We start from the raw sequence: 15,932 nt of genomic DNA, 5'->3' as shown, positions 1-15,932 counted from the left end.
TTAAGTAGGCTTTATTCCCCGGCTGAATTTTATGAAAATATAATCATTTTCATTTTATCTATTTTTTGGGAGCTATAAGTTTAAAATATAGCTGAAAAGAAGTATTCTTAAAGGTAGATTAGTTTTTAACATTTGTAGGAGGGTTTATTCGTGAGCAATTTATTTACAGCAGTAAAAGAAAAAGTTCAAGGAAAAGGCATTTCTATCGTACTTCCTGAAGGAACTGATGAAAGAATTTTAGGCGCTGCAGAGCGTTTAGCAAAAGAAGAACTAGTAAAACCAATTTTAGTTGGTAATAAAGAAGAAATTAGCGCAAAAGCTGCTAGCATGAACTTAACATTAGCAGGCGTTGATATTTACGATCCAGCTACATACGAAGAGATGGATGCAATGGTAGCATCTTTCGTTGAACGCCGTAAAGGTAAAGCAACAGAAGAAGATGCTCGTAAAATTCTTAAAGACGAAAACTACTTCGGTACAATGCTTGTATACATGGGCAAAGCACAAGGTTTAGTAAGTGGTGCAGCTCACTCTACAGCTGATACAGTTCGTCCAGCACTTCAAATTATTAAAACAAAACCAGGCGTTACAAAAACTTCAGGCGTATTCATCATGGTACGTGAAGAAGAGAAGTATGTATTCGCTGATTGCGCAATTAACATTGCACCAAACAGCCAAGATTTAGCTGAAATTGGTATCGAAAGTGCAAAAACGGCTGAACTATTCGGCATTGACCCACGCGTTGCTATGTTAAGCTTCTCTACAAAAGGTTCTGCGAAATCTCCAGAAACCGAAAAAGTTGTAGAAGCAACTCGCATTGCAAAAGAAATGGCTCCTGAATTAGCTTTAGATGGAGAATTCCAATTCGATGCTGCATTCGTACCATCTGTAGCTGAGAAGAAAGCTCCAGGTTCTACAATTAAAGGTGATGCTAACGTATTCGTATTCCCAAGCCTAGAAGCTGGTAATATCGGCTACAAAATCGCTCAACGCTTAGGTAACTTCGAAGCAGTAGGACCAATCTTACAAGGCTTAAACATGCCTGTAAATGATCTATCTCGTGGATGTAACGAAGAAGAAGTGTATAAGTTAGCTTTAATTACAGCAGCTCAAGCACTTTAATTCTATAATGAATTAATATGAAAAAAGACCACCCTATTTCTTTTGAAATGAGGGTGGTCTTTTTTGTTTATCCTTAAAAATTTAAGTAGTTTTAAATCTCTAAGGAATATATATAATTTTAATAATAGGGGGAGGGATGAAAGTGACAGTATACCACTTTATTGCGGCAAATAAAGAACTACCAGTAGGGGATTACGGAATGATTGAAGGGGATTTTATAACGATTGTGAAACTAGAAACGTACTATGAGCCAATCAAAAAACACTTTCATAAAATGTTCGTATATGAAATGGGTGGATATTTAGGGAGACCGGGGGAAGGTGTGAAAGTATTATTTCATTATATAAATAGCAATTTAAACGCTGGTGAAGAAATAGAAATCTACAGTTGTTTAGATGGAGAAGAGGAACATGAGAAAGATGATAAGCTAGACATTACAATTGATTTGAAAAACCTTCAATTCGGCAAGCACATTAAGTTAAATAAGAAAAAATATATTGAACAATTAGGAGAAATATTTTTCTTAGAAGATAAGCAATTTGTTGTGGTGAAAAAATAAAAGCGTGTATATAAAAAAACCGTCGCTATAGCGGCGGTTTTTATTTCTCTAAGCCAAGTGCCTTATTATTACGGTCAATAATACGTTGTAAATTCATCTCATATAAAGGAACTTCATCTACTGTTAGCTGAGATGGTGTTAACTTTGGAGCGAATTGTTGCAGTGTTTTTAAAAGGCGCATCATTAAATCTTGCACTGTAATTGTTTCGCCAAGTAATTCAGATAGTGAAGCCATCGTACTTGGCACAATTTCAGGATACGTAAATCGTGTTTCTTCTCCTTGAATTGCTATGTTGTAAAAATCACGAACGAGTGCGGCACGCTCAGATCCGCTTCCTGTCGCACATAAGTAAATTTGTACAGCAACGCCTCCGCGAATACGACGCTGAGAAATACCAGCAAATTTTTGATCGCGAATGCTCAAATCATAGCTACCAGGACAATAAGAACCAACAATTTCTTTTGCTTCGATAGTAACATCGTAATCTTTTAACATTTCCTTAATTAAATGCCACATCGTATCGTATCCAAGGTCGATATCGATACCCTTTTCTGTTTCTTGGAATAAAAGTGATACGTTTAAAACACCTTCATCAAGTACGACAGCAAGTCCACCAGAATTACGAACGATAACATTGAAGTCGTTTTCTTTTAAAAAGGAAATACCTTCTTCTAAATGTGGTAGGCGTGAATCTTGAATGCCAAGAACAATTGTATTGTGATGAACCCAAGAGCGCATTGTTGCAGCGGATAGACCATTTCCAATACTTGTGCATAACGTGTCATCCATTGCGAATGACTGCAATGCATGGAATGTTGGTCCTAAACTAGACTGATCCGCAATACGCCACTCTGGCTGAGATAAAATCGAACGGGAATTGCTCATATAACTAACCCCTTATTTATAAAATGACAACCTCTATTATAGCAAAAAATGAAGAAAGGGGTTTTCTCGGATATAAAGGGGGATTTTGAAGTGAAAGAATAAAAAGGATGCATTGCATGCATCCTTTTTATTCTGCAATTTTTTCTAAGTTACCGTTTCGATCCATGCGGAAAGATGTTTGTGAGCGTTCCTCATCATCCATTACTGCTAATTTACGAGCACGGTTCATAATATTCATAAGTGTTTCGTAATCCTCTTGTACAGTATGAGATTGTTGTTCTAATTTTTCTAGTTTCCTTTCTAGTTCTTCATTTCGCAAGATTTGCGCTTTAATTTCTTGTTTCAATCTCGTATTCTCGTTTTCAAGAGCTGTTACTTTTATATTTGAAGATCCAACTGTTTGTAAAAAGTAAATAACATCTTGCATTGTTATTGAGCTTTTTGGAGCAGGGACAGTCGGCTTTTGATATGGAATAGCTTCTGTATATTGAACAGCTGTTTCATACGGTACGTGTTCTTCATAATCAGTTATCGCCTCTGAAGCTGGTGGTGTATAAAGCAAACGTTTTTTTGCCTGTTCACCGCCCGCAGCACGCATTTTATCTTTACGATGTTTTTTTGCTAGTTGAAGAGCTTGTTCATAGCTATAGCGAACAACAGCATTCCAGCGAAAACCACAAGCAGCAGATGTGCGATTTAACTGATCACCTACTTCTTCAAATGCATTTAACTGAGTACTTCCTTCTCGAACATGGCGAAGCACCGTTTCAGCAAGTAATAAATCGTCCTCGTCTGTCCAAGCATCTTGTCTTACTTTCATAGATTCAACTCCCTTTCTTTTTATGAACTTCCTATTTTTATAATGGGCAAAAAAATGAGCTTTTATACAAAGCTTTTAAAAATATGGTAGATTTCAATGAAGAGAAGAAAAGTGGCTATGAATGATGGAAGCTTTTGAAGGAGAAAATATAAATAATAGGTAGCCTTATATAGGAATAGAGCTACGCGCGGACACTTGCAACAAGCTTCAAAGAGCGGTAAAATACCATTTAGTGTTTATTTTTAAATGTACTTGTGAAAAGTTTAAAATAGAGGAAGTGTTATATATAATGGGAAACGAATTTCGTGTGTGTGATGATTGTCAGGCAACGAACGTTAAAACGTTGATTCCGAAGTTAAAAAAAGTAGATTCATGTGCAACGATTGAGGTTGCATGTCAGTCTTACTGTGGCCCTGGTCGTAAAAAATCATTCGCGTTTGTAAATAATCGTCCAGTTGCGGCTCCAACAGAAGACGAATTAATTGTAAAAATTGAAGCAAAGTTAAATAAGTAAGAAAAAGAAGAGTGAACAGGTTACTCTTCTTTTTTTATGTCCATAAGATAGCGCTTTGTATGAATTCGTATTTCAAAATAATGGTTGACAGTCTTTTGACGTGGTAGGTAGAATAGAAAGTGTCTGATTCTGAGAATCATTATCATGAGAATGTCAATTCACCTAATTTTTTTATTATTATTTGAGAATAAATTTCATTTTATTAAATATATGTTGTTGGTTAGGATGGTTGAGGGATGGAAGCGAGCGCAAGGAGTATAGAACAGCAAGATGTGAATGTTAAAGAGATTAAGAGCAGACCGCTCGTTGCTTCTATTATTTTAATAGTAGGCACAATTTTGTTAGCTTTAAGCATGGCAGTTTCTATTTCGTTTGGTGCAGCAGATATTAGTTTAAAGACCGTTTGGCAAGCTGTATTTCAGTTTGATGGGTCTATCACGCATCATAACGTAATTCAAGAACTTCGCATGCCTAGAGCAATAGGGGGCGTAGTTGCAGGTGCCTTTTTAGCGGTATCAGGAGCAATTATGCAAGGTATGACACGAAATCCACTTGCATCCCCATCGTTAATGGGGATTACAGATGGTGCAGTATTCGGGATTGCAATTATGTATGCATTCTTCCCTAATTCACCTTATTTAATGTTTGTTATCGCATCTTTTATTGGAGCTGCGTTTGGAGCGAGTATTGTATATGGTATTGGGTCTTCTTCACCAGGTGGATTAACGCCTGTAAAATTAGCTTTAGCAGGTGCAGCAATTAGTGCTTTATTAGGGGCAATTTCATCTGGAATTGCATTGTATTTCAACCTTGCCCAAGAGGTAAGTATGTGGAATGCAGGCGGTGTTGCCGGAGTGAAATGGCAAAGTATTAATATGTTAGTACCGATTGGTCTTGTTTGTCTCGTCATAGCAATTATGATGTCGAGATATATCACAATTTTAAGCTTTGGTGAAGAAATTGCGATTGGACTTGGTCAAAATACGACATTAATTAAATTTATCGGAACAGTACTTGTTCTTGTATTAACAGGTTCTGCGGTTTCTATGGCAGGATCGGTTGGATTCGTTGGACTTGTAATTCCGCATATGACTCGTTTCCTTGTAGGCTCAGACTATAGATGGGTTATTCCATGTTCTGCAGTCTTAGGTGGATTGTTAATTGAATGTGCAGATATGTTATCTCGCGTTATTAATCCACCATTTGAAACGCCAATTGGAGCAATTACAGCGCTAATTGGAGTGCCATTCTTCCTCTACTTAGCACGTAACGAAGGGAGAGGAAAAATGTGAGGACGAGCGTCTTAACAAAAAAGAACTTTTCTATTTTAACGATTTTAGTAGGATTAATCGTTGCTGTATTTTTAGTAAGTTTAAATACAGGAACATTTAAAATACCTCCAATAGATGTATTAAAGTCATTGGTTGGATTAGGTGCAGAAGATCAATCTGTTATTTTATTTGAATTTCGTATGCCACGTATGGTTATTGCTATATTAGTTGGTTCTGCATTAGCTATGTCAGGTGCAATTTTGCAAGGGTTATCACGAAATCCACTTGCTGATCCAGGTATTATAGGTATTAACGCTGGAGCGGGATTAACAGTTGTTGTATTCGTCTACTTTTTCTTTGGAAAAGTTGGAACTGGTACATTCTTATCTGTATTTATCCTTCCATTCTTCGCACTAATTGGTGCGATATTAGCAGCGGTTATTATTTATTTACTAGCATGGAAAGACGGCGTTTCATCCACTCGATTAATTCTTGTTGGTATCGCTGTTGCAGCCGGATTTGGTGCTGTTAGTTTAATTTTTTCTATGAAGATGACATCTAACGACTTCCGCTTTGCAACGATTTGGTTGGCAGGAAGTTTATGGGGAACAGATTGGAAATTCGTATTAAGTGTACTCCCATGGATGGTTATTTTCTTACCACTTGCCATTAGTAAAGCGCACATATTAAATGTAATGAATTTAGGCGACTCTACAGCAGTTGGCCTTGGTGTAAATGTAGAAAAGGAAAGACGTAAATTATTATTTATTGCAGTTTGTTTAGCTGGTGCATCTGTTGCGGTGGCGGGCGGCATTGGTTTTATCGGTTTAATGGCTCCGCATTTAGCGAGAAGTCTCGTTGGTGGTAAACATCAAATTATGTTACCAACGGCTGCATTAATAGGAACGTTCTTGCTTTTATTTGCAGATGTAATTTCAAGAAGTGTGTTACCAACTTCAGAAATACCGGTCGGTCTTGTTATTTCTGTAATTGGCGCACCATATTTCATATATTTACTTATGAGGACAAAATAAAGGGAGGCTTTTTGTATGGCAACTTTAGCAGTTGATTCGGTATCTGTTGGTTATAATGAAGGGTTAATTATAGATGGATTAACAGTTGAAATTCCGGAAGGGCAAATTACGACGATTATTGGACCAAATGGTTGTGGGAAATCCACATTATTAAAAACGGCTTCTCGTATTTTGAAAGCAAAACAAGGTACTGTTTATCTTGATGGAAAAGCAATTGAGAAACAGCCAACGAAAGAAATCGCAAAGAAAATGGCGATTTTACCACAAACTGCAGAAGTGCCAACAGGTCTTACTGTGTTTGAACTTGTTTCATATGGACGTTTTCCTCATCAAAAAGGATTTGGAACATTGAAAGAAGAGGATTATCGCTACATTCATTGGGCACTTGAAGTGACGGGGATGACAGAATTCGTAAATCGTCCAGCAGAAGCTTTATCAGGTGGTCAGCGTCAACGTGTATGGATTGCGATGGCTCTTGCACAAGGAACAGATTTACTCGTGTTAGATGAACCAACAACATACTTAGATATGGCTCATCAACTTGAAGTATTAAACTTACTGAAGAAGTTAAACAAAGAAGAAGGCAGAACGATTGTTATGGTTATTCACGATTTAAATCATGCTTCTCGTTTCTCTGATCATATGATTGCATTAAAAGCTGGGAAGTTAATGAAACAAGGAACGCCAGATGAAGTTATGACAAGTGAAACGCTTCGTAACGTATTTGAGATTGAAGCTCAAATCGTTCCATGTCCAGTAAACTGTAAACCAATTTGTTTAACATACGATTTAGCGTTGATTAATAATCAATTGCGTAAAAAAGCATAATTAATAGAATTTCCCCCTCTTAAAGAGGTGAGAGGGGGAGTTCTAATGGACGTTGAGCTTCTTACCCATGGATGGGAAATTGAACGCCCGTTAGAACGGGATATAAACAACAATTAATGAAAATATATTAATTAAATGTTGTTTTTGTTTCTTATAGTTACATGCAAATTATAAGAGAAATACAGCTAGAAGGAGTGGGAATATGAAAAATTTTAAAATGGCACTATTAGCAATGGTACTAGTTGTTACTTCTGTACTATTTGCAGCTTGTTCTAACAAAGAAGAAGAAAAGAAAGCAGATGCGAAGGATACGAAAACTGAAGAGCGCACTGTACAACACGCAAAAGGGGAAATTAAAATCCCTGCAAATCCAAAGAAAATTGCTGACCTTAGTGGTTCAACAGAAGAATTATTAATTTTCGGCATGAAACCGATTATTACTGCAAATACAACACAAGAAAAAATTGATGGACATATTGCAAAGAAATTAGAAGGTGTGAAACCAGTAGGTTCTGCTTGGGGCGATAAAATTAACATCGAGGCAGTAGCTGCTGCAAAACCAGACTTAATTCTTGTAAACAATCGTCAAGAAAAGATTTATGATCAATTATCTAAAATTGCACCAACAGTTATGTTAAAAACTCCATTAGACCAATGGCGTCCAAAATTCGAAGAAGTAGGTCAAATCTTCGGTAAAGAGAAAGAAACAAAAGAATGGTTCAAACAGTATGATGAAAAAGCAAGCAAATTACATGACAAAATCATCGCTAAAACTGGTGATGCAACATTCATGAAAATGGCTGCATATCCAAATGCTTTCCGCGTATATGGTGACTACGGTTACGGTAGCGTAATCTTTAATGACTTAAAGTTACCGGCAGTTAAAGGGACACCAACTGATAAACCGCTAGTACAAGTACAAAAAGAAGCTTTAATCGATTACAACCCAGATTACTTATTCGTATTTACAACTGGTGACGGGTCTCAGCGTCTAAAAGAATTCCAAGAAGAATCAATTTGGAAAAACATGAACGCTGTTAAAAATAATCACGTATTCACAATTAGTAATGAAGACCTAAACAAAGGATACTTCCCACTAGGTAAAGAAATGATCTTAGACGAAGTTGCTGAATTTGTTTTAGGAAAATAATATATAAAGAAAAATCACTTTTACATCGGTAAAAGTGATTTTTCTTTATATAACAGGAATTAATATAGTCTTTCATTTCTTTCTGTTTCCTATATCGTTTATAATATATAGTAAGAATGCAGTAAAGAAAGGGGGATGTCGGAAAGTGGTATATTTAAACGACAAACTCAGCGAAACAAAAGTGTTTAAAGACCCAGTACATAAATATGTGCACGTGAGTGATCGCGTTATTTGGGATTTAATCGGAACGAAAGAATTTCAACGCTTGCGCCGTATTAAGCAGCTTGGAACGACATTTTTTACATTTCACGGTGCAGAGCATAGTCGCTTTACTCATTCGTTAGGTGTATATGAAATTATTCGTCGTATGATTGATGATGTGTTTGATGGCAGACCAAATTGGAATGCTGAAGATAGATTGTTATGTTTATGTGCTTCATTACTTCATGATGTTGGTCACGGCCCATTTTCTCATTCGTTTGAAAAAGTATTTTCGTTAGATCATGAGAAATTTACGCAAAAGATTATCGTTGGTGATACGGAAATTAATCGTGTATTAAGCCGTGTGGATAAAGATTTCCCGCAAAAGGTAGCAGATGTAATTGCGAAAACATCTACTAATAAATTAGCGATTAGTATGATTTCAAGCCAAATTGATGCTGATCGTATGGATTATTTATTAAGAGATGCATATTTTACTGGTGTAAAGTATGGGAACTTTGATATGGAACGTATACTGCGTGTCATGCGCCCGTATGGTAATCAAGTTGTCATTAAAAATAGTGGTATGCATGCTGTAGAACATTATATTATGAGTCGTTATCAAATGTATTGGCAAGTATATTTCCATCCAGTAACACGTAGTGCAGAAGTAATTTTAACGAAGATTTTACACCGAGCTAAATCACTGCATGAGAAGTATTATGCGTTTAAATATCATCCTGTTCATTTCTATTCTTTATTTGAAGAAGAAGTAACAGTAGAGGACTATTTAAAGCTAGACGAGAACGTAATGTATTATTACTTCCAAGTATGGCAAGACGAAGAAGATCCAATTTTAAGTGACTTATGTCGCCGTTTTATGAATCGAAATCTATTTAAATATGTAGAGTTTACAGATAAACACGGTTTAGATAATTGGATGGAATTAAGTAGCTTATTTAAAAAGATTGGACTAGATCCAGAGTATTATTTAGTTGTTGATTCAACATCGGATTTACCGTATGACTTTTACCGCGCAGGAGAAGAAGAAGAGCGTCTGCCAATTTTACTTCTTATGCCGAACGGGGAACTTAGAGAGCTTTCGCGTGAATCGGATATTGTTGAGGCGATTACAGGTAAGAAGCGAACGGATCAAAAGCTATTCTATCCACATGATTTAATCTATGAAGATGGAAGAAAAGGAAAATATAAAGAGAGAATTATCGAGTTGTTAGAAGGAAAGAAATAAGAAGCAGCTAAGAGCTGCTTCTTATGAAAAAACTTGAAATTATTTGTCGCTTAAGCGTTTTCCGCCAACTGCATAATGGTTTTTAGACATTTCTTCGATGAAAACAACGATGTTTTCTTCAGGAGCACCAGTTGTTTCGCTTACTGCTGCTGTTACTTTCTCAGCAAGAGCTTTCTTTTGTTCTTCTGTGCGTCCTTCTAGCATTTTCACTGTTACGTATGGCATGTACAATCGCTCCTTTTATGTAAGTTACACTCTTATTATAGCGGATTATGAGGAAGAACAATCGGAAAAACAAATAATTTCTTTTTTGGACATATTGAAGAGGAGATGAACTATGGATCAGTTATTTAGATATCCGTTGCACCAAATTCCATTGGTAGCAATGGCGATTATTATTGCGCTATCTGTGCATGAATTTGCACATGCGTATGTTGCATATAAATTTGGAGACGATACAGCAAAGAAACAAGGACGGTTAACGTTATCACCGATGGCTCATTTAGATCCTATCGGGATGATTGCTGTATTAATTCTTGGATTCGGTTGGGCAAGACCAGTGCCTGTTAACCCGTATAACTTTAAAAGACCGCGTCTTGCGGGAATATTAGTTTCTATTGCGGGACCGATAAGTAATCTTATTTTAAGTGCAATTGGTTTAATTATTTGGTATAGCTTAATAACGTTTGGTGTGTTAGATGCGGTTCCACCTGCAGTAGCAGATACGTTAAGTCAGTTCTTCCAAATTTTCATTGGGCTTAATATTGTTTTACTTGTATTTAACTTATTACCGATTCCACCACTTGATGGGTATCGCGTTGTGGAAGATTTAGCACCAGCAAATATTCGTGCGAAAATGACACAGTATGAAAAGTATGGATCAATTGCGTTATTAATTCTTGTTATTACACCGCTTAGCAATTACACAATTCAGCCTATTTTCAATGTAGTTATTCCGTATGTATTAGTATTTTTACAAAGTATCATTGCGCCTATTTTCGGGCTCCTATAATTATTAAGTGAGGAGGAATTTACATATGACAGAGAAAAAGAAAAAAATCGGTTTTAATATCGTGAAGAATGACTCCACAGATGGACATGGTGGATTTGGTGTTGGGGCATTAAGCCTAGAAAATATTTCTCCTGTATTTGTTGATGTATTAGAGAAAACTGCGTTCGTTGATATCGGTGCGATGCATGCACGTAGTACAGTAGAAAAAGGAATTAAGTTTTTAACAAATAAAGATGAAGTTCCAAACGGAAAACCATTTTGGCTCGTTTGGGTAACGATTGAAAGAACACCAAACGGTGCATATTACGCAGGTGTAACTGCTTGTGAAATGACAGTTGATCGTGAAATTCGCCGCGGATATAAATCACTTCCAGAGCATGTAAACAAAATGGATAAATCACTAAAGCGTCACATCATGATTGATCATATGGATGAATCATCTAAAAAAGTACTTGGTACATTCTTAAAAGAGCATAATGAAGCAATTTGGAATGAATCTAGTGAAGAATTGCGATGTGCATTATTAGGTGAATAAAAGAAAAGGATGTCTCATTAGTCGATTTTTGACTAGTGAGGCATCCTTTTTATTTTATGAATAGGACTATGGGATATGAAAATATATCAGCGATTCGACAAGGAATATCAATAGCCTTCTTTCTTACCACGGGAGATATTTTTTCCACCAACCCGTCTTTTTCTTTTCTTCACTAACCTTTTCGAATTCTTCCTTACCATCAACGTGATCCATACAGTACTCTGTTGGCTCTGTACCTTTTGCGAAATACATCTTCACAGAAATGGGACAATTTTTTGTCGCAATCTTACCGTTTTCAGGGTTAACGTCGACAGCAACAACATCTGTTGGTTGTTTGAACTCTTTTTTAGGCTGTCCATCTAATCCTTTTTCCATTGTATCGGTCCATATTTTTTTCGCGTATCCTTGTTCGGCTACATTTGAAATGGATTTAGGTTGATCGTATCCAATCCAAACCCCTGTTACAAGTTGCGGGGTAAATCCAATCATCCAACTATCAGTTTCTGTAGAACCAGATTTCCCGGCATATGTTCTTGATAGTTTTGATAATATCGATTGACCGGTCACAGCGGCATAACTGCTTAGTTTTTTATTAAACATACCTGTCATCATTTCTTCCATCACAAAGGCTTTGCTTTTATCTAGAACTTGTTTACTTTCTAAATGAGCATCGTATAGCATATTTCCTTCATGATCAACAATGCGCCTTATAAAGATTGGTTTTACTTCTTTCCCGCCGTTTGCAAACATGCTATAAGCATTGACCATTTCAATTGGCTTTACAGGAGATGTGCCGAGAGCGAGAGACGGAACATCTTTTAATGCGCTAGCGATGCCGAATTGCTTCGCTGTTTTTGTAAGAATGTCTTCGCCTAAAAATAAATTCGTCTTCACAGCATATACGTTATCAGAAACAGCGAGTGCTTGTGCCATTGTCACAAAATCGTCTGCATAATAGTTTTTATAGTTTTTTGGTTTATACTTTGAAACACCGTCACCTAAAGTGAATACCGTGTATTCGCTTTTTAAGCGTGTGGCAGGGGTGAATCCTCGTTCTAAGGCTGCATAATATAGGAACGGCTTGAATGTAGACCCGGGCTGACGAGCGGCTTGTGTAGCCCTGTTAAATTGACTCGTATTATAATCAGTTCCACCAACAAGGGCAGCCACTTCACCCGTTTTTGGATTCATAGAGACGAGGGCAGTTTGGATGTTTGTTGTTTCAGGTATATGATTTTTTACAGCTTGCTCTGCTACAGATTGTAATTTAGGGTCTAGCGTTGTATAAATACGCAAACCACCTCGCTGTAAGGCTTGCTCATCTAATCCGATATCACGAAGAAGGGAAGCTTGTACAGCATCTTGGAAATAAGGTGCAATTTCTGCAACTTTTTTCGTATCCAATGAGGCAAAAGTAAGTGTTTCTTTTTTTGCTGAGGCAGCTTGCTGTTTTGTAATATACCCTTGTTCTACCATTTCATTTAGTATGAGAGATTGACGCCCTTTAGCACGCTCTTCTTTTAAAAAGGGAGAGTAGAAACTAGGTCCTTTCGGAATGCCGGCGAGCATACTAGCTTCTGCTAATGTTAATTCTTTTGCAGTTTTATCGAAATACAGGCGGGAAGCAGCTTCAATTCCGTAAGCACCATGCCCGTAATAAATTGTATTTAAATACCCTTCTAAAATATGATTTTTATTATAGTTCACTTCAAGACGAACGGTATACATTGCTTCTAATAGTTTACGCTTCCACGTTTTATCATGATCTAAGTATAGGTTACGAGCATACTGTTGTGTGATAGTACTAGCACCTTGTACTTTTGCCATTGCTTTTAAATCGGCAACAATGGCACCAGCAATGCGCTTCATATCAAAGCCATGATGTTTGTAGAATCGTTGATCTTCAATAGATAGTGTCGCCCCTTTTACATAAGGAGAAATTTCATCGAGAGATACATTATAGCGTTTTTGCATTTCATTACTTTGTCCTATAACAGTGTCATCATTAGCGTAAAAGACACTCGTTTGCGGAACCGCAACAGGGGGAGGTCCCATAATTTTTGCAGCTACAATGATAATAAAAAAGGAAAAAACGAAAAAAAGAACACAAGAGAACATTACGGTGAAGAAAAGACGTTTATATTTTTTAAGTTTTGGATTCATAGTTTGATCCATCTTTTTCAGCCCCTCATTAATACAAGCATTATTGTATTAGTATTGAGGGTTTTCGTTTATTTTAAACAATGAAATTTCCAAAATAAAAAGAGCCCCTTCATTTAAGAAAGGAGCTCAAAAGCACGCGCTGGCCAATCGGTAATAATAACATCTACGCCGTAATCAATCATAGTTTGTAAATCTTTATATTCATTAATGGTGTAAGGACGAAAAACGTATCCTTGCCCCTGTGCTAATTGGACAAACTCTTTCGTTAATAATTGAAAGTTTGGATGTAATCCAGTTGCCCCACGTTTTTTTGCTTCAGCAATAGGATCTGCAAGTGGTGTATCGTACAAAATCGCTCTTGGAATTTCTGGAGCAATTTCTGCTAATAATGAAACGGAATCGTGGTTAAATGATGAAAATGCAATTTGATTGGATAGATGATATTCACGAACCAGAGCGACGACCTTTTCTTCAATAGTTGGATAGTGAATAACATCTGTTTTTAATTCAATGTTAAGTTGTAAATTTGTTGTAGAGAGCCAAATAAATACTTCTCGTAACGTTGGGATTTTTGCCTCATGGAAAGAAGGGTCTTTATGGCTACCAGCATCTAAAACTTGTAATTCTTCTACAGTTTTCTCAGAAACAAGTCCCACGCCATTTGTTGTACGGTCCACTGTTTCATCATGAATAACAACTAGTTCACCATCTTTTGATAGATGAACATCAAGTTCAATTCCGTGAGCACCAATGCGTTCAGCCTCTTGGAAGGCAATCATCGTATTTTCTGGGTGTGTTCCTTTTACCCCGCGATGAGCGAAAATAAGTGGTTTATTCATTTGGAAATCTCCTTATCATCTCTTTTCTTTCATTATGAAACTGCTTTGAGAAAAATACAATTCATATGAAAACATTTACAAAAGTATAATAGTTGCACAAAAGTTAACGTTAACGTAAAATGTAATAATCCGGTGAAGGGAGGAATACACATGTATAAAATTGATGAAGTAACAAAGCAAGTTGGTTTAACAAAGCGTACACTTCGTTATTATGAGGAAATTGGTTTAATTCATCCCCCAGAACGCAGTGAAGGGAATATTCGCCTGTATACAGACGAGGACATTGCAAGAATTAAAAAGATTGTGGAAGCGAAAGAAGTGCTAGGAATTACGCTTCAAGAAATGCAACATTTCTTATCGTTAAAAGAAAGAATGGAACAAAGAAGAAATAGTGAGAATCCGCGTGACCGTGAAGTGATTCAAGAAATTAAAGAGATGCTTGAAGAACAAGTGCAAACGTTAGACGAGAAAATGGAGCAAATGCAGCGCGTGAAGGCAGAGCTAGAGGATAGTTTAAGCCGTGCAGTTACATTTTTAGAGAATACAAAAGGAGAGTAATCAAAATGGAGAGCAAACAAAAATTAGGGAGATTGATTACAGTGGTGGCTACCTTCCTTGCCTTTTCAGGTATAGGGGTAGTCGACCCAATTTTACCAAGTATTGCTGAACAAATTGGTGCATCGCATTGGCAAGTCGAGATGTTATTTACATCATATATTTTAACGATGGCAATTATGATGTTACCAGCTGGAATATTTGCATCAAGATTTGGTGATAAACGAATGATGACGATTGGTCTTGCGATTGTGACTGTATTTGCATTTATATGTGGTATATCGCAAACGATTGCTCAATTATCTCTTTTCCGCGCTGGGTGGGGATTAGGAAATGCAATGTTCTTCGCAACAGCGATGACATTATTAATTGCATTAAGTAAAGAAGTTCATGAAGCAGTAGGACTATATGAAGCAGCCATTGGTTTAGGGATGGCAGGTGGACCATTATTAGGCGGAATATTAGGTGGACATTCTTGGCGTTACCCATTTTTTGCGACGAGTATTTTAATTTCCTTAGCATTTATTTTAGTTTTCTTTTTTGTAAAAGAACCGGAGCGAAAAGTGAAGCGTAAAGCAGCAGGCATGGGAGAATTACTTAACTTGGTGAAGTATAAACCGTTTATGCAAGGTGCCATTTCAGGGATGTTATATTACTACGGATTTTTCGTTGTTTTAGCCTATTCACCACTTATTATGCACTTATCTGCTATTCAATTAGGATTTGTATTTTGTGGATGGGGATTAGCGCTAGCTTACGGATCAGCAATTTTAGCACATAAGCTAGAAGGGAAATATGAGCCGAAAACAGTGTTAAAAGGTAGTTTACTCGTATTTGCGATTTTCTTAATTGCATTATTCTTCGTAAAAATTATGTGGTTACAAATCGTGTTAATCGTTCTATCTGGATTAGCATCAGGATTAAACAATGCGTTATTTACAAGTTATGTAATGGATATTTCACCTTATGAAAGATCTGTTACATCAGGTGTTTATAACTTCGTTCGTTGGTTAGGAGGCGCGATTGCTCCAATTTTATCAGGAGTCATCGGTCATACAGTTTCGCCGCAAAGCCCGTTTTTAGTCGGTGGAATTGTTGTGTTAGTCGGTTGCGTTATGATCTTAATTCCAATTCGTAAACCGGTAGAAATAGAGACAAAAGCCCTTTCTTAAGAAAGGGTTTTCTTTCCTATTA

At 36.8% G+C, this 15,932-nt stretch carries 17 protein-coding genes; 12 read left to right on the top strand and 5 right to left on the bottom strand.

Annotated features, from left to right (window positions below; genetic code table 11):
• Positions 1–150 precede the first annotated feature (150 nt).
• A complete protein-coding gene (gene pta / locus MHI07_RS25490) occupies positions 151–1,122 on the top strand; it encodes a phosphate acetyltransferase (protein WP_002113123.1) in 972 nt (323 codons plus the stop codon).
• Positions 1,123–1,264: 142 nt separating this feature from the next.
• The gene (locus tag MHI07_RS25485) at positions 1,265–1,681 is read left to right on the top strand and encodes a hypothetical protein (RefSeq protein ID WP_016100358.1); all 417 of its coding nucleotides are present in this window, start codon (positions 1,265–1,267) and stop codon (positions 1,679–1,681) included.
• 40 nt (positions 1,682–1,721) lie between these two features.
• Here the strand turns inward: MHI07_RS25485 and MHI07_RS25480 are convergent, their stop codons facing one another.
• Both MHI07_RS25480 and MHI07_RS25475 read right to left on the bottom strand, forming a co-directional pair.
• Complete coding sequence (locus MHI07_RS25480) at positions 1,722–2,567, bottom strand: lipoate--protein ligase family protein (protein ID WP_002159732.1); 846 nt, start codon at positions 2,565–2,567, stop codon at positions 1,722–1,724.
• Positions 2,568–2,694: 127 nt separating this feature from the next.
• The gene (locus tag MHI07_RS25475; RefSeq protein ID WP_016106747.1) at positions 2,695–3,387 is read right to left on the bottom strand and encodes an RsfA family transcriptional regulator; all 693 of its coding nucleotides are present in this window, start codon (positions 3,385–3,387) and stop codon (positions 2,695–2,697) included.
• Positions 3,388–3,676: 289 nt separating this feature from the next.
• Between MHI07_RS25475 and MHI07_RS25470 the strand changes: the two genes are divergently transcribed.
• The 6 genes from MHI07_RS25470 to MHI07_RS25445 all read left to right on the top strand — a co-directional run bounded on the left by MHI07_RS25470 (position 3,677) and on the right by MHI07_RS25445 (position 9,634).
• Positions 3,677–3,901 (top strand): DUF1450 domain-containing protein, encoded by a 225-nt coding sequence (locus MHI07_RS25470; RefSeq protein WP_000526075.1) that lies wholly within the window; start codon positions 3,677–3,679, stop codon positions 3,899–3,901.
• Positions 3,902–4,137: 236 nt separating this feature from the next.
• Positions 4,138–5,193, top strand: a complete 1,056-nt coding sequence (locus MHI07_RS25465; protein WP_002159734.1) for a FecCD family ABC transporter permease — start codon at positions 4,138–4,140, stop codon at positions 5,191–5,193.
• On the top strand, positions 5,190–6,206 hold the full coding sequence (locus tag MHI07_RS25460) for a FecCD family ABC transporter permease (RefSeq protein WP_340826795.1): 1,017 nt from the start codon (positions 5,190–5,192) through the stop codon (positions 6,204–6,206). The genes MHI07_RS25465 and MHI07_RS25460 overlap by 4 nt, the downstream gene beginning before the upstream one ends.
• 15 nt (positions 6,207–6,221) lie before the next feature.
• Positions 6,222–7,034 (top strand): ABC transporter ATP-binding protein, encoded by an 813-nt coding sequence (locus MHI07_RS25455; protein WP_215580284.1) that lies wholly within the window; start codon positions 6,222–6,224, stop codon positions 7,032–7,034.
• Between the two features lie 202 nt (positions 7,035–7,236).
• The gene (locus MHI07_RS25450) at positions 7,237–8,184 is read left to right on the top strand and encodes an ABC transporter substrate-binding protein (RefSeq protein ID WP_016106745.1); all 948 of its coding nucleotides are present in this window, start codon (positions 7,237–7,239) and stop codon (positions 8,182–8,184) included.
• A 145-nt stretch (positions 8,185–8,329) separates the two neighbouring features.
• Positions 8,330–9,634 (top strand): HD domain-containing protein, encoded by a 1,305-nt coding sequence (locus tag MHI07_RS25445; RefSeq protein ID WP_215580282.1) that lies wholly within the window; start codon positions 8,330–8,332, stop codon positions 9,632–9,634.
• A 39-nt stretch (positions 9,635–9,673) separates the two neighbouring features.
• Here MHI07_RS25445 and MHI07_RS25440 read toward each other — a convergent pair whose 3' ends face one another.
• Positions 9,674–9,859 (bottom strand): 2-hydroxymuconate tautomerase, encoded by a 186-nt coding sequence (locus MHI07_RS25440; RefSeq protein ID WP_001147171.1) that lies wholly within the window; start codon positions 9,857–9,859, stop codon positions 9,674–9,676.
• A gap of 112 nt (positions 9,860–9,971) precedes the next feature.
• Here MHI07_RS25440 and MHI07_RS25435 point away from each other — a divergent pair, with 112 nt between their 5' ends.
• A complete protein-coding gene (locus MHI07_RS25435) occupies positions 9,972–10,646 on the top strand; it encodes a site-2 protease family protein (protein ID WP_002113109.1) in 675 nt (224 codons plus the stop codon).
• Positions 10,647–10,671: 25 nt separating this feature from the next.
• On the top strand, positions 10,672–11,181 hold the full coding sequence (locus MHI07_RS25430; RefSeq protein ID WP_215580280.1) for a YwhD family protein: 510 nt from the start codon (positions 10,672–10,674) through the stop codon (positions 11,179–11,181).
• Positions 11,182–11,304: 123 nt separating this feature from the next.
• Here the strand turns inward: MHI07_RS25430 and MHI07_RS25425 are convergent, their stop codons facing one another.
• Both MHI07_RS25425 and MHI07_RS25420 read right to left on the bottom strand, forming a co-directional pair.
• Entirely contained in the window at positions 11,305–13,356 is a 2,052-nt protein-coding gene (locus MHI07_RS25425; protein WP_340826791.1) for a transglycosylase domain-containing protein, read from the bottom strand.
• 101 nt (positions 13,357–13,457) lie between these two features.
• The gene (locus tag MHI07_RS25420; RefSeq protein ID WP_016106744.1) at positions 13,458–14,183 is read right to left on the bottom strand and encodes a glycerophosphodiester phosphodiesterase; all 726 of its coding nucleotides are present in this window, start codon (positions 14,181–14,183) and stop codon (positions 13,458–13,460) included.
• Positions 14,184–14,333: 150 nt separating this feature from the next.
• Here MHI07_RS25420 and MHI07_RS25415 point away from each other — a divergent pair, with 150 nt between their 5' ends.
• Together MHI07_RS25415 and MHI07_RS25410 are read left to right on the top strand one after the other, a co-directional pair.
• Complete coding sequence (locus MHI07_RS25415; protein WP_215572230.1) at positions 14,334–14,741, top strand: MerR family transcriptional regulator; 408 nt, start codon at positions 14,334–14,336, stop codon at positions 14,739–14,741.
• Between the two features lie 5 nt (positions 14,742–14,746).
• Positions 14,747–15,910 carry an MFS transporter gene (locus MHI07_RS25410; RefSeq protein WP_215580278.1) on the top strand — a complete coding sequence of 388 codons (1,164 nt, stop codon included), beginning with the start codon at positions 14,747–14,749 and terminating at the stop codon, positions 15,908–15,910.
• The last annotated feature ends 22 nt before the right edge of the window (positions 15,911–15,932 follow it).

It is taken from the genome of Bacillus sp. FSL H8-0545, from assembly GCF_038006105.1.
Lineage (GTDB): Bacteria > Bacillota > Bacilli > Bacillales > Bacillaceae_G > Bacillus_A > Bacillus_A cereus_U.
This window is presented reverse-complemented; position numbering and strand designations above follow the sequence as displayed.

Coding starts and splice junctions, on each gene's coding strand:
- MHI07_RS25415 (WP_215572230.1), top strand. CDS start 14,334: ATGTATAAAATTGATGAAGTAACAAAGCAAGTTGGTTTAACAAAGCGT.
- MHI07_RS25435 (WP_002113109.1), top strand. CDS start 9,972: ATGGATCAGTTATTTAGATATCCGTTGCACCAAATTCCATTGGTAGCA.
- MHI07_RS25455 (WP_215580284.1), top strand. CDS start 6,222: ATGGCAACTTTAGCAGTTGATTCGGTATCTGTTGGTTATAATGAAGGG.
- MHI07_RS25440 (WP_001147171.1), bottom strand. CDS start 9,859: ATGCCATACGTAACAGTGAAAATGCTAGAAGGACGCACAGAAGAACAA.
- MHI07_RS25450 (WP_016106745.1), top strand. CDS start 7,237: ATGAAAAATTTTAAAATGGCACTATTAGCAATGGTACTAGTTGTTACT.
- MHI07_RS25430 (WP_215580280.1), top strand. CDS start 10,672: ATGACAGAGAAAAAGAAAAAAATCGGTTTTAATATCGTGAAGAATGAC.
- MHI07_RS25420 (WP_016106744.1), bottom strand. CDS start 14,183: ATGAATAAACCACTTATTTTCGCTCATCGCGGGGTAAAAGGAACACAC.
- MHI07_RS25410 (WP_215580278.1), top strand. CDS start 14,747: ATGGAGAGCAAACAAAAATTAGGGAGATTGATTACAGTGGTGGCTACC.
- MHI07_RS25475 (WP_016106747.1), bottom strand. CDS start 3,387: ATGAAAGTAAGACAAGATGCTTGGACAGACGAGGACGATTTATTACTT.
- MHI07_RS25470 (WP_000526075.1), top strand. CDS start 3,677: ATGGGAAACGAATTTCGTGTGTGTGATGATTGTCAGGCAACGAACGTT.
- MHI07_RS25480 (WP_002159732.1), bottom strand. CDS start 2,567: ATGAGCAATTCCCGTTCGATTTTATCTCAGCCAGAGTGGCGTATTGCG.
- MHI07_RS25425 (WP_340826791.1), bottom strand. CDS start 13,356: ATGGATCAAACTATGAATCCAAAACTTAAAAAATATAAACGTCTTTTC.
- MHI07_RS25465 (WP_002159734.1), top strand. CDS start 4,138: ATGGAAGCGAGCGCAAGGAGTATAGAACAGCAAGATGTGAATGTTAAA.